Below are 20,996 nucleotides of genomic sequence, written 5' to 3' on the forward strand. Positions count from 1 at the left end.
CGCATCCACGGGGTCAGGCATGGACATACGGAACAAGGTCGTCATCGTCACGGGCGGGGCCAGCGGCATCGGCCGCAGCCTGGCGCAGCGCTACGCCGCCGAGGGCGCGCGTGGCGTGGTGGTCGCGGACATCCAGCAGGCGGCGGCTCAGGAAGTGGCCGACAGCCTGCCCGCGGGCGTGGGCCTGGCCCTGCGTTGCGACGTGCGCCAGGAGGCCGAGATCCAGGCGCTGGTCGCGGCGGCGCGCGAACGCTTCGGCCAGGTCGATGCCTACCTGTCCAATGCCGGCATCCTGGGCCAGCCCGGCGGCATCGAGCTCGACGACGAACTGTGGAACGCCATGTGGCAGGTCCACGGCATGGCCCACGTCTGGGCCGCGCGCGCGGTCGTGCCCGAGATGCTGGAACGTGGCGAAGGATTCTTCCTCGTCACGGCCTCGGCCGCGGGCCTGCTCAGCATCGTGGAGACCGCGCCCTACGCCGTGACCAAGCACGCGGCCGTGGCCTTTGCCGAATGGCTGCGCATCGCCTACGGCCGGCGCGGCCTGGGCGTGGCCTGCCTGTGCCCGCAGTCGGTGCGCACGCCCATGGTCAAGGGCTCGGGCAGCTCGGCATCGCACGACGGCGTGCTGCCGCCCGAGCAGGTGGCCGGCGACGTGGTGCAGGCCATGCACGACGGCCGCTTCCTCGTGCTGCCGCACCCCGAGGTGCTGCAGTACCTGCGCGCCAAGGGCCAGGACTACGAGCGCTGGCTGGGCGGCATGCAGAAGCTGCACGCGCGGCACAGCCAGCAGGCGGCGGAACACTGACGCACGTGCGCCCATGCCATGGCCCGCCCATCCATCAGAGGACACTCCATGAAGAGCTTGGCGATCTGCGCATCCATCGCGCTGTTCTGCACCCTGCCCGCCACCGCGGCCGAGTCGCCGGCCTGCGCTGCCAAGCGCTCCAACATCGAAAGCCAGATCTCGGAAGCCCGCGCGCGCGGCCGCAGCCAGGAACTGCGTGGCCTGCAGCGTGCATTGAATGCCAACAAGGCCAACTGTTCCGATGCTCTGCTGGCGCGCGAGCGTGAGGAGCGCATCGCCAAGGCCGAACGCGAAGTCGCCGAGCGCGAGAGCGAACTGCGCGAGGCCGAGCGCAAGGGCGACAAGCGCAAGATCGCCAGGCGCGCGGACAAGCTCGGCGAAGCACGCAGCGAACTCGCCGAAGCCCGCAAGCCGCTCCAACAATAGCCCGGGGAATCCCTCGCCATGTCCGACCTCGCCGCCGTCCAGGCCCGCCTCGATCCGCTGTTTCCCGGCCTCATGGGTGTGCGCCTGACTGCGCTCTCGCCCGAACGCGTGCTGGCCGAGATGACCGTGCGGCCCGACCTGTGCACGGCCGGCGGCATCCTGCACGGTGGCGCGTACATGGCCTTCGCCGACACGCTGGGCGCCGTCGGCACCTTCGTCCAGCTCGCCGCCGGCCAGCGCACGACGACGACCGACTCCAGCACCAAGTTCATGGCTGGCGCCAGGGAAGGCAGCGTGGTCACGGGCGAGTGCGTGGCGCTGCACCGCGGCCGCACCACCCAGGTCTGGCAGACCAGCATCCGCAACGCCGACGGCAAGCTCTGCGCCGTGGTCACGCAGACCCAGCTGGTGATGGCCAGCGGCTGACGCCACGCGGCGCTGGCACGTTCGTCCCGCCTGCTGCCGCCCGCAGCGCCGGTGTCCGCGCCGTGCAGAGCGCAGGCGCCGCGGCCGGACGTACCATGGGGCACGCCGGCGCGGCCTCCTGGGCATGCGCCACCGTCCGCCCAGGCCGCAGCGCATGCCGACATCCACTTCCCCCCAGCCCCACTCCCCCGCCCACGCCGCGCGTGAACTCTATGGCGCGCTCTGGCGCCATGCCGAGGGCGCGCGCGGCCAGCTCGTCGGCGCACTCTCCCTGCTGGGCGGCGCCCAGCTGATCCGCCTGGCCATGCCGTGGCTGGCCGCGCAGGCCATCAACGCGCTGCAGCGCACGCAGCTGCAGACCTCGGCGCTGTGGATCGCCGCGCTGATGGCGGTGTACCTGCTCTCCTGGCTGCTGCACGGCCCGGGCCGCGTGCTCGAGCGCAACGTGGCCGTGCATGTGCGCGAGCAGCTCGGCGACCGCCTCTATGCGCGCATCGCGGGCGCGCCGCTGGCCTGGCACGGCACGCAGCACTCGGGCGAGCTGCAGCACCGCGTGCACCAGGCCAGCCGCGCGTTGGCCGATTTCGCGCAGAACCAGTTCGTCTACCTGCAGAACATCGTCAACTTCTTCGGGCCGCTGGTGGCGCTGACGTTGCTCTCGCGCAGCAGCGGCGCGCTGGCGCTGGGCGGCTACCTGCTGATCGCCGTGGTCATCCTGCGTTTCGACCGCGTGCTGATGCTGCTGGCGCGGCTGGAGAACGATGCCGACCGGCGCTATGTCGCCGCGCTCGTGGACTTCATCGGCAACACCGCCACCGTGATCGGCCTGCGCCTGGCCTCGGCCTCGCGCGCGCTGATGCGTCTGCGCATGCGCGCGGTGTCGGGCCCGCTGCAGCGCGCCACCATCGTCGGCGAGGGCAAATGGTTCACGGTCGACATCCTGGGCCTGGCGCTGACCTGGGGCCTGGTCGTGCTGTATGTCTGGCAGACGCGCACACCGGGCGAGGCCGTGCTGCTGGGCGGCGTGTTCATGATCTACCAGTACGCGCAGCAGACGGCCAATGTGATCGGCTCGATGGCCGGCAACTTCCAGAGCTTCGCGCGCATGCACACCGACTACCGCAGCGCCGAGCCGCTGCTGGCGGCGCCGCAGCGTGCCGAGGAGGCGGCCGAGGCGCTGGACGCGGATGCGCGCTGGCAGCAGCTGGCGCTGCGCGCGCTGCACTGGCACTACGCCGACAGCGCACGCGGTGGCGGCCTGCGTGAAGTCGACCTGCAGCTGCAACGCGGCCAGCGCGTGGCGCTGGTCGGCCCCAGCGGCGGCGGCAAGAGCACGCTGCTGCGCGTGCTGGCGGGCCTGTACCCGCCCACGTCCGGGCAACTGCTGCTGGACGGCCAGCCGCAGGACTGGGCCCGGCTGCGCAACATCGCCACGCTGATCCCGCAGGAGACCGAGGTGTTCGAGGCCAGCGTGCGCGAGAACCTGGCCTTCGGCCTGCCGCAGGCCGACGCCGACCTGCTGGCCGCGGTCCACACCAGCGCCTTCGACGAGGTGCTGGACGGCCTGCATGGCGACCTGGACACAGCGCTGACCGAACGCGGCGCCAACCTCTCGGGCGGCCAGCGCCAGCGCCTGTGCCTGGCGCGCGGCGTGCTGGCCGCACGCGGCAGCACCCTGCTGCTGCTGGACGAGCCGACCAGCGCGCTCGACCCGGCCACCGAAGGGCGCGTGCTGGACCGCATCGCCGAGGCGTTCCCACAGGCCTGCGTGATCGCCTCCGTCCACCGCATGAGCCTGCTGTCGCACTTCGACCAGGTGGTGGTCATGGAGGCTGGCCGCGTGCGCGATGCCGGGCCGCGCGAGGAGGTGCTGGCACGCCAGCCGCAGCTGCGCGCGCAGGCCAGGCCCTGAAACGCAGCGGCTAAGGCCTGCGGAACGCCACCTGCTGGCGCGCCCAGTACAGCCCGTCGAGCCGGTCCAGCCGCACGGTGCCGCCCGTGGAAGGCGCGTGCACGAAGCGTCCCTCGCCCACGTAGATGCCGGCGTGCGTGGCGCGTGCGCCGAACACCACGAGGTCGCCCGTGCGCAGCGCCTCGCGGTCCACCTCGGCGCCCCAACCGGCCAGCTGCGACACGGTGCGCGGCGCCAGCACGGGCGTCATGCCGTGGCGGTAGACGTAGCCGATCAGGCCGCTGCAGTCGAAGCCGCCATCGGGCGTGTTGCCGCCGTAGCGGTAGGGAGTGCCGACCAGGCCCAGCGCGTGCACGGCCACGTCGCTCGCGGCATCGGGCGTGAGCCGGCTCTCGACGGGAAAGCGGCGCCCCGGCGGCGCCGTGCCGCACGCCGCCAGTACCGTGGCCAGCAACAGCGGCAGCGCAAGGCGCCGCTGCATCGGCAGGACCAGTCGCCGCGGCACTCGCTGCATCCGCTGAACGGGCCTATTGGCGCAGCACGTCGGCACCGGCCGGCGGCTTGAACTGGAAGGTGCTGGCCGGCAAGGACGGGTTGACCTCGACCTGGCTGAAGCGCAGCACCGAGCGCTGGCCGAAGCTGTCGGCGATCTCGAGCGCCGCCAGTTCGGGGCCCTTGTCGCCCGGCTTGAGGCCCACGCGCACCGCAGACAGCTGGCCGTCCTTGGCCTTGGGCGTCGCGTCGACCCACTGCAGGCCGTCCTTGTCGGGCGCGGCCTTCAGGTCGAAGTCGGCACGCAACGCGGCCAGGTCGGGCGCGGCCGCCACCAGCGCGGCCGGCGTGGAGCCCAGGACATCGGCCTGCTTGCGCGCCGTGACCTGGTTCAGGTCGACGTCGTGCATCCACAGCGTCTGGCCGTCGGCCACGATGGCCTGCTCGAAGGGCTTGGTGTAGTCGAAGCGAAAACGGCTCGGGCGCTGGAACGCGAAGCTGCCGCTGGAGGTCTTGGTGCGCGCCGCCTGGCCGTCGCGCGGCGGCGAGGTCACGGTCTGCGTGAAGGCCGCGCGGCCGGTCTTGACGGTCTTGACGAAGGCTTCGAGGCTGTCGAGCGCGTCGGCGTGGGCCAGCAGGCTGGTCCCGAGCAACGCACCGACCACCAAGGCCTTCAAGGATGGAAACTTCATGGACGCTGGGAGTCTGCCCGCAGGCACTTGGTTCATTCGGCCCGCTCGGGCACCAGGATCTCGCGCTGCCCGCTGCCGCTCATGGAGCTGACCAGGCCGGCCTTCTCCATGTCCTCGACCAGGCGCGCGGCGCGGTTGTAGCCGATCTTCAGATGACGCTGCACCAGCGAGATGCTGGGCTTGCGGTGCTTGAGCACGACCTCGACGGCCTGGTCGTACATCGGATCCTTCTCGCCGCCGCCGTCACCGCCCTCGCCCGGGTAGTCGGTGCTCTCGCCGTCGATGGTGCCGCCTTCCAGCACGCCCTCGATGTAGTCGGGCTCGCCCTGGCTCTTGAGGTAGGCCACCACGCGGTGCACCTCTTCGTCGCTGACGAAGGCGCCGTGCACGCGGATCGGCAACCCGGAGCCGCTGGCCATGTAGAGCATGTCGCCCATGCCCAGCAGCGCCTCGGCGCCCATCTGGTCGAGGATGGTGCGGCTGTCGATCTTCGAGCCGACCGAGAACGCGATCCGCGTGGGAATGTTGGCCTTGATCAGGCCGGTGATCACGTCCACGCTGGGCCGCTGCGTGGCCAGGATCAGGTGGATGCCGGCGGCGCGCGCCTTCTGCGCCAGCCGCGCGATGAGCTCCTCGATCTTCTTGCCGACCACCATCATCAGGTCGGCCAGCTCGTCGATGATGACCACGATGTGCGGCTCGCGCTTGAGCGGCTCGGGGTCGTCCGGCGTCAGGCTGAAGGGGTTGTAGATGAACTCCTCGCGCGCCTTGGCCTCGTCGATCTTGGTGTTGTAGCCGGCCAGGTTGCGCACGCCCAGCTTGCTCATGAGCTTGTAGCGGCGCTCCATCTCGGCCACGCACCAGTTCAGGCCGTGGGCGGCCTGCTTCATGTCGGTGACCACCGGTGCCAGCAGGTGCGGAATGCCTTCGTAGACCGACATTTCCAGCATCTTGGGGTCGATCATCAGGAGGCGCACGTCGCGCGCCTCGGCCTTGTACAGCAGGCTCAGGATCATCGCGTTGATGCCGACCGACTTGCCCGAGCCGGTGGTACCGGCCACCAGCACGTGCGGCATCTTGGCCAGGTCGGCCACGATGGGGTTGCCGACGATGTCCTTGCCCAGGCCCATGGTCAGCATGGACTTGGCCTCGTGGTAGACCTGCGAGCCCAGGATCTCCGACAGCTTGATCGACTGGCGCTTGGCGTTGGGCAGTTCCAGCGCCATGTAGTTCTTGCCGGGGATGGTCTCGATCACGCGGATCGAGACCAGCGACAGCGACCGCGCCAGGTCCTTGGCCAGGCCCACGATCTGCGAGCCCTTGACGCCGGTGGCCGGCTCGATCTCGTAGCGCGTGATGACCGGGCCCGGCGAGGCCAGCACCACGCGCACCTCCACGCCGAAGTCCTTGAGCTTCTTCTCGATCATGCGGCTGGTCATCTCCAGCGTGTCGTTCGAGACGGTTTCCTGGCGCACCTGCGCGGCGTCCAGCAGGTCGACCTGGGGCAGGCGCGAATCGGGCAGTTCGGTGAACAAGGGCTTCTGGCGCTCCTTGACCACGCGCGCGCTGGGCTGCGGCTCGGCCAGCGGCTGCGGCTCGATGACCACCGCCGGCTTGGGCGGCTTGGGCGCGCGGAACAGGCGGGGCACATCCTCGCCCGGTTCGATGCGCTCCTGCAGCGCCTCGACAGGGTCGAGCGTGCCCTCGGCGCGCTCGCGCACGGCCTGCTTGCCCAGGGCCCGGTCCTCGGCGGCCTCGCGCTTCTCGCGGCGCAGCTCGACCAGGGCGTGCACGCGCGCACCCACGCGCTCGGCCACCTGGGCCCAGGAGAAGCGGAACACCGCCGCCACGCCGATGATGCCGGCCACGATGGCCACCAGGCCGGAACCGGCAAAGCCCAGCCACTTGGTCGCCAGCGGGCCGACCAGGTAGCCCAGCACGCCGCCGGCATCGCCGGGCAGGCCCGGCTCCAGCCGGTACAGGCGCGTCCACTCCAGCACGCAGCTGGCCAGCAGCAGCACCGCCAGGCCGATGCCGAAGCCCAGCAGCCCCCCGCCCACGGTGCGGCGCGGCGGCGGCGCGCCGCGCATCCAGCGCGCCAGATGGGTCAGCCAGGCGCGCACGCCGGCGGCCACGCACCACCAGACCGAATAGCCCAGGGCGAAGTAGCTGAGATCGGCCACCAGGGCACCGAGCCGGCCGCCCCAGTTGCGCGTGGCGCCCGGGCCGCCCGAGGTGGACCAGGCCGCGTCCTGCAGCGAATAGCTGATCAGGGCGATGAACCAGAAGGACAGGGCCAGCAGGCCCAGCAGCAGGCTGAACTCACGCGCGAAACGGACGATGCCCGAGCGCGGCGGCTCTGCGCCCTGCGATGAATTGAGGGTATTGAGCGAGTAGGTCATGGGGGCAGCGGCCGAGCTTACCCCATGCCTCCCGGGCTCAGGCCAGGCTGATCAGCCGGTCCTTGATGTGGATGGCGCCGCTGTCCTGCGTCTCGATATAACCGCGTTCCTCAAGGTCCTTCATCACGCGGCTGACCATCTCGCGCGAGGCGCCGACCATCTTGGCGATGTCCTGGCGCGAGATCTTGTCGCGGATCTGGAGCACGCCGGCAGCGTCGGTGCTGGCCTGCTCCAGCAAGGCGTGCGCCACGCGGCCGTACACGTCCATCAGCGCCAGCGATTCGATCTTCTGGTCGGCGCGGCGCAGGCGCTTGACCAGGCCGGTCATCACGGCGCGCGCCATCTGCGGGTTGTCGGCCACGCAGCGGTCGAACTCGGCACGGCCCAGCACCAGCACATCGGTCTGCACCTCGGCCAGCACGGTGGCCGAATGCGGCTCGCTGTCGATCAGGCTCATCTCGCCGATGCAATCGGCCGGGCGCAGCGTGGCGATGATGACCTCGCGGCCGCGCGTGTCGGTCGTCACCACACGGCAGCGGCCGCTCAGCAGGATGAACAGCGCGTTGGTCTTGCGGCCCTGCTCGACGATGACTTCGCCGCGCTTGACGCGGCGCTTGCTCACCGCCTGCGCCACGAGGTTGGCCTGCTCCCCGCTCAGCATGGAGAACAGGGGCACGCGCAGCAGCAATTCCAGATTCGACAGCATCGACATCGACCATGACTCCTTGTTGTTAGTTGAATCCCCGCTCAACAGAGCAAATGGCGATCAAGGGCAAAATCCACGGCCTTGCAGCGCGGGCCCCGCCCTCGCTTTATTCTGTGGGAAAAGACTTCACCTGTACACACAATGTGTGCAATTTCCGCTCGAAAGAACCGCTCATGTCGACTGTAAAACACGCCAAAGTCCTGATTCTCGGCTCGGGCCCCGCCGGATATACCGCCGCTGTCTACGCAGCCCGCGCCAATCTGAAGCCGCTGCTGATCACGGGCATCGCCCAAGGCGGACAGCTGATGACCACGACCGAGGTGGACAACTGGCCCGCGGATGTGCATGGTGTACAAGGTCCTGAGCTGATGCAGCGCTTCCTGGAACACGCCGAGCGCTTCAACACCGAGATCGTGTTCGACCACATCAACAAGGTGGACTTCGGCCAACGCCCGTTCACCTTGACCGGCGACAGCGGCACCTACACCTGCGATGCGTTGATCATCGCCACCGGCGCCTCGGCCCAGTACCTGGGCCTGCCGTCGGAAGAAGCCTTCATGGGCAAGGGCGTCTCGGCCTGTGCCACCTGCGACGGCTTCTTCTACCGCGACCAGGAGGTCTGCGTGGTGGGCGGCGGCAACACCGCCGTCGAGGAGGCGCTGTACCTGTCCAACATCGCGCGCAAGGTGACGCTGGTGCACCGGCGCGACAAGTTCCGCGCAGAGCCCATCCTCATCGACAAGGTGGCCGAGAAGGTCAAGGAAGGCAAGATCGAGCTGCAACTGTTCCAGGTGCTCGACGAGGTCAAGGGCGACGCCAGCGGCGTGACCGGCATCCGCCTGAAGGACCAGCGCGACGGCTCGACCAAGGACATCGACCTCAAGGGCTGCTTCATCGCCATCGGCCACCGGCCCAACACCGAGATCTTCCAGGGCCAGCTGGAGATGAAGGACGGCTACATCGTCACCCAGTCGGGCTTGAAGGGCATGGCGACGATGACCAGCGTGCCCGGCGTGTTCGCGGCCGGCGACGTGCAGGACCACGTCTACCGCCAGGCCATCACGAGCGCCGGCACGGGCTGCATGGCGGCACTCGACGCCCAGCGCTTCCTGGAACAGGAATAAACGCGGCTATAATCGCGGGCTTTGCCGGATTTGCCCGGCAAAGCAAACAGGAAACCGCCACCTGCTTCATGGCGAGGTCAAGCTGTAAAACCCCGAGCCGCCTGCGTTGCAGCAAAGGGCCAGCTGTTATCACGAGGAAGTGACCATGTCACGCGTATGTGAAGTCACGGGCAAAGGCCCGATGGTCGGGAACAACGTTTCCCACGCCAACAACAAAACCAAGCGCCGGTTCCTGCCGAACCTGCAATACCGCCGCTTCTGGGTCGAGACCGAGAACCGCTGGGTGCGCCTGCGCATTTCCAACGCCGGCCTGCGCCTGATCGACAAGAACGGCATCGACGCCGTGCTCGCAGACCTGCGCGCACGCGGCCAGGCCGCTTAAGCACAAACGTCGTACACAAGGAATCACCATGGCTACCAAAGGCGGACGCGAGAAGATCAAGCTGGAATCCACTGCCGGCACCGGTCACTTCTACACCACGACCAAGAACAAGAAGCTCATGCCCGAGAAGATGCTGATCACGAAGTTCGATCCCAAGGCTCGCAAGCATGTCGAGTACAAGGAAATCAAGCTGAAGTGATGCCGGGGCTCCGGCCCACAGCACTCCTCCACGAACCCGCTCACCCGAGCGGGTTTTGTTTTTTTCGGGCGCATGGACTTGCCTCGCACGCGACCGCAGGAAACCAGCCCCCGGCCTAGAATGCCCGCCGTGCCTTCCATCCTCAACGCCGACCTGCACTGCCACTCCATCGTCTCCGATGGCACGCTGACCCCGGAGGAGCTCGCGCAACGCGCACGCGCCAACGGCGTCGAGCTGTGGGCGCTGACGGACCACGACGAGATCGGCGGCCAGCAGCGTGCCGCCGCAGCCGCCAAGGCCAATGGCCTGCGCTACCTGACCGGCGCCGAGATCTCCGTCACCTTCGCAGGCGAAACCGTGCACATCGTGGGCCTGGGCTTCGACGCCGAAGACCCGCGCATGCAGCAGGGCCTGGCCGACACGCGCGACGGCCGTGGTCCCCGCGCGCGCGAGATGGCCGAGGGCCTGGCCAAGGTCGGCATCCAGGGAGCCTACGAAGGCGCGCTCAAGTTCGTCGGCAACCCGGCGCTGATCTCGCGCACCCACTTCGCGCGCTTCCTGGTCGAGGCCGGCCACTGCAAGGACACGCCCGAGGTCTTCCGCAAGTATCTGACCGAAGGCAAGCCCGGCTATGTGCCGCACCGCTGGGCCAACCTCAAGGATGCGGTGACCTGGATCACCCAGGGCGGCGGCATCGCCGTGATCGCCCACCCGGGCCGCTACAAGTTCAACGCCACCGAAGAGTACGCGCTGTTCAGCGAGTTCAAGGCCCATGGCGGCCGCGGGGTCGAGGTCGTGACCGGCAGCCACACGCCTGCCGAATACGTCGAATACGCCGGCATGGCGCGCGAGTTCGGCCTCGCCGCGTCGCGCGGCAGCGACTTCCACAGCCCCGACGAGAGCCACACCGACCTGGGCGCCCTGCCCTACCTGCCGGGCGACCTGACCCCGGTCTGGGAGCTGCTGGCGGACCGCATCCAGTGAGTTCGCCTGCCGCGCCCGCCTCGCCGTTGGGCGGCATCGCGCTGGTGTTGACCGCCACCGCCTGTTTCGCCGCGCTGGACACCACCACCAAGGCCGTCACCGTCACCGTGCCCCTGCTGATGGGCCTGTGGTTCCGCTACGCCTTCCAGGCCGTGGCCACCACGGCGCTGGTGCTGCCGCGCCAGGGCCTGAAGATGCTGCGCACGGCCCATCCACGCTTCCAGCTGCTGCGCGGGCTGCTGCTGGTGGTCAGCAGCCTGCTGGCCTTCCTGAGCCTGCGCACCATGCCGGTGGGCGAGTTCACCGCCATCGTCATGATCACACCGCTGGTCATCACGCTGCTGGCGGCCCGCACGCTGGGCGAGCGCGTCTCGCCGCAGCGCTGGGCGCTGGTGGTCGGCGGCTTCGTCGGCACCATGGTCATCATCCGGCCCGGCGACGAGGCCTTCGACTGGCGGCTGCTGCTGCCGCTGGCCCTGGTGGCCACCAACGCCTGGTTCCAGGTGCTGACCAGCAAGCTCGCGCGCACCGACGCGCCGCTGACCACGCACCTGTACACCGGCTGGATCGGCACGCTCGCCGCGTCGATCCCGCTGCCCTTCGTCTGGGTGCAACTGCCCGACTGGCGACTGTGGGCCGGCCTGGTGCTCATGGGCTTGCTGGCCACGGTGGGCCACTTCCTGCTGATCCTGGGCTATTCGCGCGCGCCGGCCGCCACGCTCACGCCCTACCTCTACGGCCAGATCGGCTTCGCCATGCTCGGCGGCTGGCTGGCGTTCGCGCACGTGCCGGACGGCTGGTCCATGCTGGGCATGGCCCTGGTGGCGGCCTGCGGCGCGATCGGCGCCTGGATGACGCTGCGCGAATCCCGCATTTCCGGTTGAAGAACCCATGGCCCAGTACTTCGAACTCCATCCCGAGAACCCGCAGCCGCGCCTGCTCAAGCAGACCGTGGCGCTGCTGGCCAAGGGCGACATCGTCGCCGTGCCGACCGACTCCAGCTACGCCCTGGTCTGCCACCTGGACGACAAGGCCGCCGTCGACCGCATGCGCCGGCTGCGCGGCGTGGACGACCGGCACCATCTCACGCTGCTGTGCCGCGACCTGTCCGAGCTGGCCAACTATGCGCGCGTGGACAACAAGCAGTACCGCCTGCTCAAGTCGGCCACGCCCGGTGCCTACACCTTCATCCTGGAGGCCAGCAAGGAGGTGCCGCGCCGTGTGAGCCACCCCTCGCGCAAGACCATCGGCCTGCGCGTGCCCGAGCACAAGACCCTGCAGGAACTGCTGGCCCTGCACGGCGCGCCGCTGCTGGCCACCACGTTGATCCCGCCCGGCGAGACCGAGCCGCTGCACGACGGCGCCGAGATCCGCGAGCGCTTCGAGCACCAGCTGGCCGCCGTGCTCGACGCCGGCGCCTGCCCGTCCGAGCCCACCACGGTCATCGACCTCACGCCCATGGGCACGGGCGGCGACCCCGAGATCGTGCGCGAAGGCCGCGGTTCGCTGGCCGCGCTGGGCCTGTGAGGATCCGCCGGTGAACTTCGACGCCATCTTTCAGAACCTGCTGATCTACGCGCTGCCCGTGGTCTTCGCGATCACCGTGCACGAGGCGGCGCACGGCTATGTGGCCCGGCACTATGGCGACAACACCGCCTGGCTGCTCGGCCGCGTGACGCTGAACCCGGTCAAGCACATCGATCCGCTGGGCACCATCGTGATGCCCATCATGCTGTACCTGGCCACCTCGGGCGCCTTCGTGTTCGGCTACGCAAAGCCCGTGCCGGTGCAGTTCGGCCGGCTGCGCAACCCCAAGCGCGACATGGTCTGGGTGGCGCTGGCCGGGCCGCTGGCCAACCTGGCGCAGGCGCTGCTGTGGGGCATCGCGTTCTACCTCATGGTCGCCGTGGGCGTCACCGAGCCCTTCTTCGTCAAGATGTGCCAGGCCGGCATGCTGGTCAACGTGGTGATGTTCGCCTTCAACCTCTTCCCGCTGCCGCCGCTCGATGGCGGGCGCGTGCTGGTGGGCCTGTTGCCCTACAAGCAGGCCGTGCTGGTCTCGCGCGTGGAGCCCTGGGGCTTCTTCATCGTGATGGGCCTGGTGCTGGCCGGCGTGGTCGGCACGTTGTGGCTGCGGCCCATCATGGGCCTGACGTTCGACGTCCTCGACCTGCTGCTGACCCCTTTTTCCCTCCTGATCCGCTGAGACCTCCATGAGCACGCTGCGCGTACTGACCGGCATCACCACCACCGGCACCCCCCACCTGGGCAACTACGTGGGCGCCATCCGCCCGGCCATCCGTGCCAGCCAGGCCGCCGGAACCGACAGCTTCTACTTCCTGGCCGACTACCACGCGCTGATCAAGACGGACGACCCGCAGCGCATCCAGCGCTCCACGCTGGAGATCGCCGCCACCTGGCTGGCCGGCGGCCTGGACCCCGAGCGCGTCACCTTCTACCGCCAGTCCGACATCCCCGAGATCCCCGAACTCACCTGGTTCCTGACCTGCGTGACGGGCAAGGGCATCCTGAACCGCGCCCACGCCTACAAGGCCGCGATGGACCGCAACGCCGCGGCCGGCGCCGAGCCCGACAACGACGTGACGGCCGGCCTGTTCATGTACCCCGTGCTGATGGGCGCGGACATCCTCATGTTCAACGCGCACAAGGTGCCCGTGGGCCGCGACCAGGTGCAGCACATCGAGATGGCGCGCGACATGGCGCAGCGCTTCAACCACGCCTACGGCGAGCACTTCGTGCTGCCCGAGGCGGCGGTGGAGGAAGACGTGGCCTTGCTGCCCGGCCTGGACGGCCGCAAGATGAGCAAGAGCTACGACAACACCATCCCGCTGTTCGCCCCGCGCGAGCAGATGCGCAAGCTCATCGCCGGCATCGTGACCGACTCGCGCGGCCCGGGCGAGGCCAAGGACACCGAGGGCTCGGCCCTGTTCCAGATCTACCAGGCCTTCGCCGAACCGGACGAAACCGCCGCCTTGCGCCGCGCGTTCGCAGGCGGCATCTCCTGGGCCGACGCCAAGCAGGCGCTGTTCGAGCGCATCGACCGCGAGGTCGGCCCCATGCGCGCCACCTACCAGCGCTACATCGACGACCCCGCCAGCGTCGAGCGCGTGCTGCTGGCCGGCGCCCAGAAGGCCCGCCGCACGGCCAGCCCCTTCATCGCGACGCTGCGCCACGCGGTCGGCCTGCGCCCGCTGGGCGCGCAGCCGCGCGCAGCCAAGCCCGCCAAGGCGGCCAAGGTGGCCCAGCCCGCGTTCAAGCAGTACCGCGAGGCCGATGGCCTGTTCTATTTCAAGCTAGTGGATGCGGGCGGCGCGCTGCTGCTGCAAAGCCAGGGCTTCGCCTCGCCCAAGGACGCCGGCCAGGCCATCGCGCAGCTCACGCGGGACGGTGCCGCCGGCCTGACGGCGCTGGCAGCCCAGCTGGCCACCACCGCGCCCGGCGCCCTCGCGGCACTGGCGCAACTGGCGGCCCCCAAGGCCGATCCTGGCTCGGTGGCCGGCGAGGAAGACCCCGGCGCAGCCGTCGAGCCCCAGGCCTGATCAGGCCTGCAGCGTTGCCGAGAGCGTGATCTCGGGCACGGCGGCCAGCGCCTTGGACAGCGGGCAGCCCGCCTTGGCACCCTGGGCCAGTTCCTGGAACCTGGCCTCGTCCAGCCCGGCCGCCTTGGCCGTCAGCGTCAGCGCGATGCGGTCGATCTTGAAACCATCGCCATCCTTGGCCAGCCGCACGCTGGCCTGGGTGTCGGCCTGCTGCAGCGCCACGCCGGCCTTCTCGCACGCGAAGGCGAATGCCATCGTGAAGCAGGCGGCGTGCGCGGCGCCCACGATCTCCTCGGGATTCGTGCCGCGCCGGTCGTCCTCGAAGCGGCTGGTGAAGCCGTACGGATAGTCCTTCAGCGCCCCGGTCTCGGTGCTGATCGTGCCCTTGCCGGCCTTGCCGGCACCTTCCCAGTGCACGCTGGCCTTCTTCTCGTTCATGGTGGTGTCCTTTCGGGTTGGAATGCTCACTTGCGCCGCGGGCTGACCAGGCCCGCATCGGGGCGGGACAGCTGGCCCGCGCGCGCCGCGTCGGCCGCACGCGCGACCGCGTGCGCCACGTTGCGCACCTCGGCATGCAGGTTGTGGTCGGCATCCAGCGCGGCGTGGCTGTCGCCATAGGGTTCGTAGTAGCCGATGTAGCGGTCCAGCTGCGAGGCGAAGCCGGCGGGCAGCAAGCCCATCCATTGCAGCCAGTCGGACAGGTTGCGCCGCTGCACCTCCACCCCGGCCACGTCGCCGTGCACCACCAGGCCGAACACACGGCCAGCCAGGTGCTGCGGATAGTCCCAGCCGCGCTTTTCCAGCGCCTTGGCCTCTTCGACCTTCTTGCCGTGCGTGCTGGTCGGGTCGGGGTTGCCGCCATCGGCGCAGACCAGCCGGTCGATCATCTGCTTGAGCGGGCTCGGCGACTGGTACCAGTAGGTCGGCGCCAGCACGATCACGCCATGGGCGGCAACCCAGCGCTCGTAGATCTCGGCCATCCAGTCGTTCACCTGCCCCAGCGAATGGTTGGGGTAGCAGCTGCAGGGCCAGTGGCACAGCGGCATGGTGGTGGACACGCAGCCCTTGCAGGGATGGATGTGCAGGTCGTAGTCGGAGGTCAGCAGGCTCAGGTCGAGCAGGTCGGTCTCGGCGCCGTGCTCCTGCAGCACGTCACGCGCCATGGCCGCCAGCCGCATGGTCTTGGCGTTCTCGCCCGGGCAGGTCTGGTCGTTGCGCGCCGAGCCGTTCACGAGCAGCACGCGCGAGCGCGGGGCCTGGCCCCAGGCGGCCTGCGCGGCCTGCAGCCGGTCGCGCGTGGCCGACCATTCGACCGAGAGCTCGTAGGCCGGATCGGCGAAACCCGGCCCGGCAGGCCGGGTCTGCGGCGCCTTGCGGCTGTCCTCGTGGTTGCGCCAGGCGATGTTGGCCAGGCGGTCGATGGCGGCACGTTCGCCGGCGAAGCGCGGGTCGGCAAAACGCGCCTCGAAGCGTGCCTGGAAGGCGGCGCGGTCCATCGGCTCAGCGCAGGTGGCGCGAGGTGGGCACGCTGCCGACCACGGCATCGAGCCGCGCCGGCTCGATCACGCCGCACAGCACGCGGCCACCGGAGTTGCCTGCCGGATTGGTCTTGTAGTCGTCGGCCTCGGCGTGCACCACGAGCGCGCGCCCCAGCACCGAATTCCTGGCATTGGGCAGCAGCGTGATCTTCGGGTTCGTGAAGCGCAGCATGCCCTTGCCCTGGCCGTCGACCAGCAGGTTGGGCACATCGCCTGCATGGCGCTGCGCATCGTGCTCGGGGTGGCCATGGCGGCCCGTGGCATCGGGGTCGAAGTGCCCACCCGCGGCACCGAAGGCGATGGTCTTGCCGCTCGGATCGGGCCCCGGCGCGCACTTGCCATTGGTGTGGATGTGCAGGCCATGCAGGCCGGGCGTGAGCCCTTCGGCGTTCACGACGATCTCCACGCCCTCCGCCACCGAGCTCAGCACGGCCTGGCCACGCGGCTGGCCGTCCTCGGACATGAGCTTGACGAGCGCGCTCGATCCGACGCGCGGCGCCGGTGTGGCGGTGGGGCTGGCAGGCGTGCCTGCACCCTGGGCGCAGCCCGTCAGCAGGGCAACTGCCGCCATGGCGGCCAGCAGGGGGATGGATGGGGTGTTGTTCATCGTGGCTCCTCGTTCGGCGCGGCCAATCTAGCACCGCCGGCGGGGGCTCCGCGTAGGAAAGCAGCGCTTGTGGGGCACGCGCCCGGGCTGGCCGGAGTGCGGCTCACTGGCCGGTTTCCAGGACCAGCTCCAGGCCGAGCTTGCCGACGAGGAAAGCGATGGCCGACAGCATGAACAGCCAGGCCAGGGCCAGCAGCTGCTCCATGTGGTCACCCGGCGCCAGCAGCATGCCGGCGAACGCCAGGCAAGCCAGCAGGATGGCGGCGTAGAAGCCTTCGGTGGTGCGTTGGTTCAGCAGCGCGAGAACGCTGCGCTTGGCCTGCGTCATGGACGATTCTCCGGATCGGGCAAGGGGGATGCGGAAACCGTCACCGTGACGGGTTGGAGCCAGCGTAAGGGCCGTCGCACGCCCGCTGGATCGGCCCGCGGCGCAAGCAGGGGTAGGAAGAACTCCTACGCAGCCCTGCAGCCAAGGCAGCCGCAGCAGCCCGAGGGGACTACGCGGCCGCCCTGGCCGTGGCTGCCGCCGCGGGAGCCGACGGCGCCGAAGCGGACAGAGCGGGCGCCAACTGGGTCAGCACCATCATCGCGTGCGCCTTGAGCCGCAGCTTGGCGCCCGGCGCCACGCGGCGCGCCCGGCGCGCAGGCAGTTGCTCGCGGTGGGTGGCGATGCGCAGCTGCCAGGCCTGGCCGAAGCGGGTCTCGGGCGGCACCGTGAACAGGTGCGATGTGGGCGCGCCGTTGAACATCAGCAGCACCGACGGGCCCGGCGCGCCGGCACGGCCCTTGGCATGGTCGGCCGCGCCATCGAACACCACCTGCAGGCAGCGCGCCGCCGGATGCTGCCATTCGTCCTCGGTCATGGGCAGGCCCCAGACGCTGTACCAGGTCGCATCGGGATGCGCGCCATCGCCAACCGGCCAATGGGGGCCGCGCAGCACCGCCAGCTCCTTGCGCAGGCGGATCAGCTTGGCCGTGAACGCCAGCAGCGCATCGTCGCGCGCGCCATCGCGCCAGTCGAACCAGGAGATCGGGCTGTCCTGGCAGTAGGCGTTGTTGTTGCCCTGCTGGGTGCGGCCGATCTCGTCGCCGCCCAGCAGCAGCGGCACGCCGCGCGACATGAACAGCGTGGCCAGCAGGTTGCGTTGCTGGCGCGCGCGCAGCGCCAGCACGCCGGCATCCTCGGTCGGCCCCTCGACGCCGCAGTTCCAGCTGCGGTTGTGGCTTTCGCCGTCGCGGTTGTGCTCGCCGTTGGCCTCGTTGTGCTTCTCGTTGTAGCTGACCAGGTCGCGCAGCGTGAAGCCGTCGTGCACGGTCACGATGTTCACGCTGGCCGACGGCGGCCGGCGCGACGGCGCGAAGATCTCCGGCGTGCCGCACAGGCGCGAGGCGAAGGTCGGCAGGCTGTCGTCGGCGTTGCGCCAGAAGTCGCGCACCTCGTCGCGGTAGCTGCCGTTCCACTCCGACCAGCCGACCGGAAAGCCCCCCACCTGGTAGCCGTAGTCGCCCAGGTCCCAGGGTTCGGCGATCATCTTCACGCGGCGCAGCACCGGGTCCTGCGCCACGGCCGACAGGAAGGGCGTGCGGTGGTCGAAGGCGCCGGCCGCATCGCGCGAGATGGCCGGCGCCAGGTCGAAGCGAAAGCCGTCCACGTGCATCTCTTCGACCCAGTAGCGCAGGCTGTCCATCACCATGCGCAGCACGGGCGGGTTGCTCACGTCCAGCGTGTTGCCGGTGCCGCTGAAGTCGTTGTAGTAGCGGCGGTCTTCCATGAGCCGGTAGTAGGCCGCGTTGTCGATGCCCTTGAAGCACATGGTCGGGCCCAGGTGGTTGCCTTCGCAGGTGTGGTTGTAGACCACGTCCAGGATCACCTCGATGCCGGCCTGGTGCAGGGCCTTGACCATGCCGCGGAACTCGGCCACGCCGCCGTCCGTGCCCTTGAAGCAGTAGCGCGGCTCGGGCGCGAAGAAGCCGATGGTGTTGTAGCCCCAGTAGTTGGCCAGGCCCGCGTCCACGAGCCGGCCCTCGTCGTTGAAGGCCTGCACGGGCAGCAGTTGCACGGCCGTCACGCCCAGGCGCTTCAGGTAAGCGATGGCGGCCTCGTTGGCCAGGCCGGCGAAGGTGCCGCGCAGTTCCTCGGGCACGCCGGGCATCTGCTGCGTGAAGCCGCGCACGTTGACTTCGTAGAAGACCGAGTCGGCCATCGGAATGGCCGGCGGCCGGTCGCCTTGCCAGTCGAAGTCCGGTGCGATCACCACGGACTTGGCCGCCACGGCAGCGCTGTCGCCGTCGTTGGACACGAGGTCCTGCTCCTCATGGCCCAACAGGTAGCCGAAGGTCACGGCCTCGCCACGCAGCGGTCGGTCGATGGCACGCGCATAGGGATCGAGCAGCAGCTTGTGGGCATTGCAGCGCTGCCCATGGGCGGGATCGAACGGGCCATGCACCCGCACGCCATAGCGGGTGCCAGGCTCCACGCCGGGCACGAAGCCGTGCCAGATGTCATCGGTGCAGGCCGGCAGGCGGATGCGCCGCTGCTCATGGTGGCCCTGCGCGTCGAAGAGACAGAGCTCGACGGACTCGGCCGCGCTGGAGTACAGCGCAAAGTTGGCACCGCCGTCGCGCAGGTGCATGCCCATCGGCCAGGGCCGGCCCGGTTCGCATTGGTCTGTCATGGATTCTTGTGGCCAAGCAAGCGCCGGGCCATGGCGCGCAGAGGGGCGCGCGCCCGCTTCAGCGGATGAACAGCGCGATCAGGATGATGATGGGGATCGGCACGCCGAGGAAGAAGAGCAGCAGGGAACGCATGGGATATCTCCGAAGGTGGTGGTGGAGGAAGAAAAGGCGTGTCGTTCAGGCGTCGCGTTCGCGGCCGCCCCAGGTGGCCGCCAGGCTGCCGCTGAAGGCGCCGAGCAACATCGAGACGAACAGCCACAGCGTGGCCGTGATGCCGGCCTTGCGCGCCTTGTCAGCGGCTTCGCGGGCAGCGGCCTCGACCTCGCGCGCCTTCGCCTGCATACGGCCCACGGTGTCGCCCACGCGTTGCTCGGCCTCTTGCGGCGAGAGCCCCGTGTGCTCGGCCACCAGTTGGCCCAGGTAACGCTGGTCCTCGGCCGCCAGCGGCTTGTCCTTGTCGAATTGCGCCAGGATGCGGGCCACCTCGGTGGCGGGCACCGGCTCGGCCGGCGCGACGGCGCCTGCCTGGGCAGGGCCGGCCGGGCGGCGGAACATGCTGTCGATGAAGTAGGCGGCAGGCCCTTCGCCTGCCGATTCGCCCGCGCCCTGTGCTGCAGCAGACACCGCGGCCGTCGCCGCGCCGCCAGCCACCGAGGCGCCGACCTTGGCCGCACCGCCCACCACGCTGCCGATGGCCGTGGTGAGCAAGGCGGCGGTCGCCAGCGTGGCCACGGCCCAGGACAGGAAGCCGTGGGCGGTGTCGCGGAAGAAGACCTCGTCGCCGTGCACGCCAGCCCAGCGCGTGCGCAAGCGGCCGGCGATGTAGCCGCCCAGCCCCGAAGCCAGGGCCTGCGTGACGAGAATCCAGACGATGGCCGAAATGCCCAGCGCCATGGCGCTGGCGCCCGCGCCGCCATACGGCGACAGCGAGGTGAGGCCCAGGCCCGCACCCAGGATCAACAGGATCAGCGAGAACGCCGCCGCGGCAGCGCCGCCGGCCAGGATGGCGCCCCAGGAAACGGCGCCGGCCGGTGCATCGACGGCGGCTTCCAGCCGGGTCGACGCCAAGGGAAGTGAAGCTGCCACCTGATTCTCCTGTTGTTGGTGTGTGCGCGATTGTTCGCGGCACCCGCGGCCAGCGTCGTCGGACGGCAAAGCCGCCGCATGTAGGAGATCAGGCCCGCTTGCGCGGTGCCGCCTTGGCCGCCTTGCCGGGCGCCTTGCGCGCCGGCTTGGCCTTGCCGGCGGCGGCTGGCTTGCGCCCCGCCAGGCTCTGCGCCAGCAGTTCGGTGAGGTCGACCACGTTGGAGCCCTGGGTGCTCTCTGGCGCGTCTTCCAGCGCGGTGACCTGCTGGGTGTCGCCCGCATCCACCTTGCGCTTGACCAGCGCGTGGATCGCGTCGGTGAAGTGGTCGGCATAGTCCCCTGGCTGCCAGGGCACGGTCATGTCGGCGATCAGCTGCGAAGCCATCTTGAGTTCGGCCGCCTTGAGCGCGCCCTTGCCGGCCGCCGGCAGCGTCAACTCGTCCTGCGGCCGGATCTCGCTGGCCCAGCGGATGGTGTTGAGCATGAGCGCCGGGCCCATGGGCACCAGCACGGCCAGGTGCTCCTTGCTGTGCATGACCACGCGCGCGATGCCGATCACGCCGGCCGCCACCATGGCCTCGCGCAGCAGCGCGTAGACCTTCTCGCCCTTGCCCAGCGGCTCCAGGTAATAGGGCCGCTCCAACAGCACGAAGGAGATCTCGGCGGCCGTCACGAAGGCCTCGATCTCGATGGTCTGGGTGGACTTGGGGTAGGCGTCCTTGATCTGCTCGTCGGACAGCACCACGTAGTCGCCGTCCTCCTGCTTGATGCCTTTGACGATGTGCTCCTTGGTGATCTCGCGGCCGGTGCGCTTGTTCACGCGCTTGTAGCCCACGGGGTCCATGGAGCGCTTGTCCAGCCAGTCGAAATCGATGCCGGTCTCGCGCGACGCCGGGTACAGGCCCACGGGCACGTGCACCAGCCCGAAGCTGATGGCGCCCTTCCAGATGGCTCGCAACATGTCAGTGGCGCCCGG

23 protein-coding genes are annotated in these 20,996 nt (G+C 69.7%); 12 read left to right on the forward strand and 11 right to left on the reverse strand.

All coding sequences use genetic code 11. The features are described 5' to 3' along the window. The first annotated feature begins 19 nt into the window (after positions 1-19). The 4 genes from ASF44_RS29575 (at position 20) to ASF44_RS29590 (ending at position 3,572) form a co-directional block, all read left to right on the forward strand. Positions 20-808 carry an SDR family oxidoreductase gene (locus tag ASF44_RS29575; protein WP_056902828.1) on the forward strand — a complete coding sequence of 263 codons (789 nt, stop codon included), beginning with the start codon at positions 20-22 and terminating at the stop codon, positions 806-808. A 48-nt stretch (positions 809-856) separates the two neighbouring features. Then, on the forward strand, positions 857-1,234 hold the full coding sequence (locus ASF44_RS29580) for a DUF1090 domain-containing protein (protein WP_056902829.1): 378 nt from the start codon (positions 857-859) through the stop codon (positions 1,232-1,234). Between the two features lie 18 nt (positions 1,235-1,252). Continuing rightward, on the forward strand, positions 1,253-1,660 hold the full coding sequence (locus ASF44_RS29585) for a PaaI family thioesterase (RefSeq protein ID WP_056902830.1): 408 nt from the start codon (positions 1,253-1,255) through the stop codon (positions 1,658-1,660). A gap of 154 nt (positions 1,661-1,814) precedes the next feature. Beyond that, on the forward strand, positions 1,815-3,572 hold the full coding sequence (locus ASF44_RS29590) for an ABC transporter ATP-binding protein (protein ID WP_056902831.1): 1,758 nt from the start codon (positions 1,815-1,817) through the stop codon (positions 3,570-3,572). Positions 3,573-3,582: 10 nt separating this feature from the next. On the opposite strand, the gene ASF44_RS29595 is transcribed toward ASF44_RS29590, so the two are convergent. The 4 genes from ASF44_RS29595 to ASF44_RS29610 are packed head-to-tail and all read right to left on the reverse strand — an operon-like array spanning position 3,583 to position 7,870. Next, positions 3,583-4,053, reverse strand: coding sequence for a C40 family peptidase (locus ASF44_RS29595; RefSeq protein ID WP_056902832.1), 471 nt, complete (start codon positions 4,051-4,053; stop codon positions 3,583-3,585). A gap of 46 nt (positions 4,054-4,099) precedes the next feature. Next, complete coding sequence (gene lolA / locus ASF44_RS29600; protein ID WP_056902833.1) at positions 4,100-4,756, reverse strand: outer membrane lipoprotein chaperone LolA; 657 nt, start codon at positions 4,754-4,756, stop codon at positions 4,100-4,102. A 32-nt stretch (positions 4,757-4,788) separates the two neighbouring features. Next, on the reverse strand, positions 4,789-7,158 hold the full coding sequence (locus tag ASF44_RS29605) for a DNA translocase FtsK (protein WP_056902834.1): 2,370 nt from the start codon (positions 7,156-7,158) through the stop codon (positions 4,789-4,791). A gap of 37 nt (positions 7,159-7,195) precedes the next feature. Beyond that, the gene (locus ASF44_RS29610; protein ID WP_056902835.1) at positions 7,196-7,870 is read right to left on the reverse strand and encodes a Crp/Fnr family transcriptional regulator; all 675 of its coding nucleotides are present in this window, start codon (positions 7,868-7,870) and stop codon (positions 7,196-7,198) included. A 167-nt stretch (positions 7,871-8,037) separates the two neighbouring features. Between ASF44_RS29610 and trxB the strand changes: the two genes are divergently transcribed. From trxB to ASF44_RS29650, 8 genes are all read left to right on the forward strand, one after another. Further along, positions 8,038-8,988 (forward strand): thioredoxin-disulfide reductase, encoded by a 951-nt coding sequence (gene trxB, locus ASF44_RS29615; protein WP_056902836.1) that lies wholly within the window; start codon positions 8,038-8,040, stop codon positions 8,986-8,988. Positions 8,989-9,133: 145 nt separating this feature from the next. Beyond that, positions 9,134-9,370, forward strand: coding sequence for a 50S ribosomal protein L28 (rpmB, locus tag ASF44_RS29620; RefSeq protein WP_056672771.1), 237 nt, complete (start codon positions 9,134-9,136; stop codon positions 9,368-9,370). Positions 9,371-9,398: 28 nt separating this feature from the next. Continuing rightward, positions 9,399-9,569, forward strand: a complete 171-nt coding sequence (rpmG, locus tag ASF44_RS29625) for a 50S ribosomal protein L33 (protein WP_056672770.1) — start codon at positions 9,399-9,401, stop codon at positions 9,567-9,569. Positions 9,570-9,698: 129 nt separating this feature from the next. Next, positions 9,699-10,553: a 3',5'-nucleoside bisphosphate phosphatase gene (locus ASF44_RS29630; protein ID WP_056903074.1), complete on the forward strand. Its 855-nt coding sequence runs from the start codon at positions 9,699-9,701 to the stop codon at positions 10,551-10,553. Next, a complete protein-coding gene (locus ASF44_RS29635) occupies positions 10,550-11,437 on the forward strand; it encodes a DMT family transporter (protein WP_056902837.1) in 888 nt (295 codons plus the stop codon). The genes ASF44_RS29630 and ASF44_RS29635 overlap by 4 nt, the downstream gene beginning before the upstream one ends. Positions 11,438-11,444: 7 nt before the next feature. Then, positions 11,445-12,080: an L-threonylcarbamoyladenylate synthase gene (locus ASF44_RS29640; RefSeq protein WP_056902838.1), complete on the forward strand. Its 636-nt coding sequence runs from the start codon at positions 11,445-11,447 to the stop codon at positions 12,078-12,080. A gap of 10 nt (positions 12,081-12,090) precedes the next feature. Continuing rightward, positions 12,091-12,759: a site-2 protease family protein gene (locus tag ASF44_RS29645; protein WP_056902839.1), complete on the forward strand. Its 669-nt coding sequence runs from the start codon at positions 12,091-12,093 to the stop codon at positions 12,757-12,759. Positions 12,760-12,766: 7 nt separating this feature from the next. After that, positions 12,767-14,113, forward strand: coding sequence for a tryptophan--tRNA ligase (locus tag ASF44_RS29650; RefSeq protein WP_056902840.1), 1,347 nt, complete (start codon positions 12,767-12,769; stop codon positions 14,111-14,113). On the opposite strand, the gene ASF44_RS29655 is transcribed toward ASF44_RS29650, so the two are convergent. From ASF44_RS29655 to ASF44_RS29685, 7 genes are all read right to left on the reverse strand, one after another. Then, on the reverse strand, positions 14,114-14,551 hold the full coding sequence (locus tag ASF44_RS29655; protein ID WP_056902841.1) for an OsmC family protein: 438 nt from the start codon (positions 14,549-14,551) through the stop codon (positions 14,114-14,116). It abuts the gene before it with no gap. A gap of 26 nt (positions 14,552-14,577) precedes the next feature. Then, positions 14,578-15,609, reverse strand: a complete 1,032-nt coding sequence (locus ASF44_RS29660; RefSeq protein WP_235579391.1) for a flavodoxin family protein — start codon at positions 15,607-15,609, stop codon at positions 14,578-14,580. Positions 15,610-15,613: 4 nt separating this feature from the next. Beyond that, entirely contained in the window at positions 15,614-16,258 is a 645-nt protein-coding gene (locus ASF44_RS29665) for a superoxide dismutase family protein (protein ID WP_056902843.1), read from the reverse strand. Between the two features lie 103 nt (positions 16,259-16,361). Continuing rightward, positions 16,362-16,586 (reverse strand): hypothetical protein, encoded by a 225-nt coding sequence (locus tag ASF44_RS29670; protein WP_056902844.1) that lies wholly within the window; start codon positions 16,584-16,586, stop codon positions 16,362-16,364. Between the two features lie 169 nt (positions 16,587-16,755). Further along, on the reverse strand, positions 16,756-18,933 hold the full coding sequence (glgX, locus tag ASF44_RS29675) for a glycogen debranching protein GlgX (RefSeq protein WP_082525130.1): 2,178 nt from the start codon (positions 18,931-18,933) through the stop codon (positions 16,756-16,758). A gap of 178 nt (positions 18,934-19,111) precedes the next feature. Next, a complete protein-coding gene (locus tag ASF44_RS29680; RefSeq protein ID WP_200930675.1) occupies positions 19,112-20,020 on the reverse strand; it encodes a hypothetical protein in 909 nt (302 codons plus the stop codon). 88 nt (positions 20,021-20,108) lie between these two features. Then, positions 20,109-20,981 (reverse strand): Ku protein, encoded by an 873-nt coding sequence (locus ASF44_RS29685; protein ID WP_056902846.1) that lies wholly within the window; start codon positions 20,979-20,981, stop codon positions 20,109-20,111. Positions 20,982-20,996 lie beyond the last annotated feature (15 nt).

Origin of the sequence: Pseudorhodoferax sp. Leaf274 (genome assembly GCF_001422445.1) — a bacterium.
GTDB lineage: Bacteria > Pseudomonadota > Gammaproteobacteria > Burkholderiales > Burkholderiaceae_C > Pseudorhodoferax.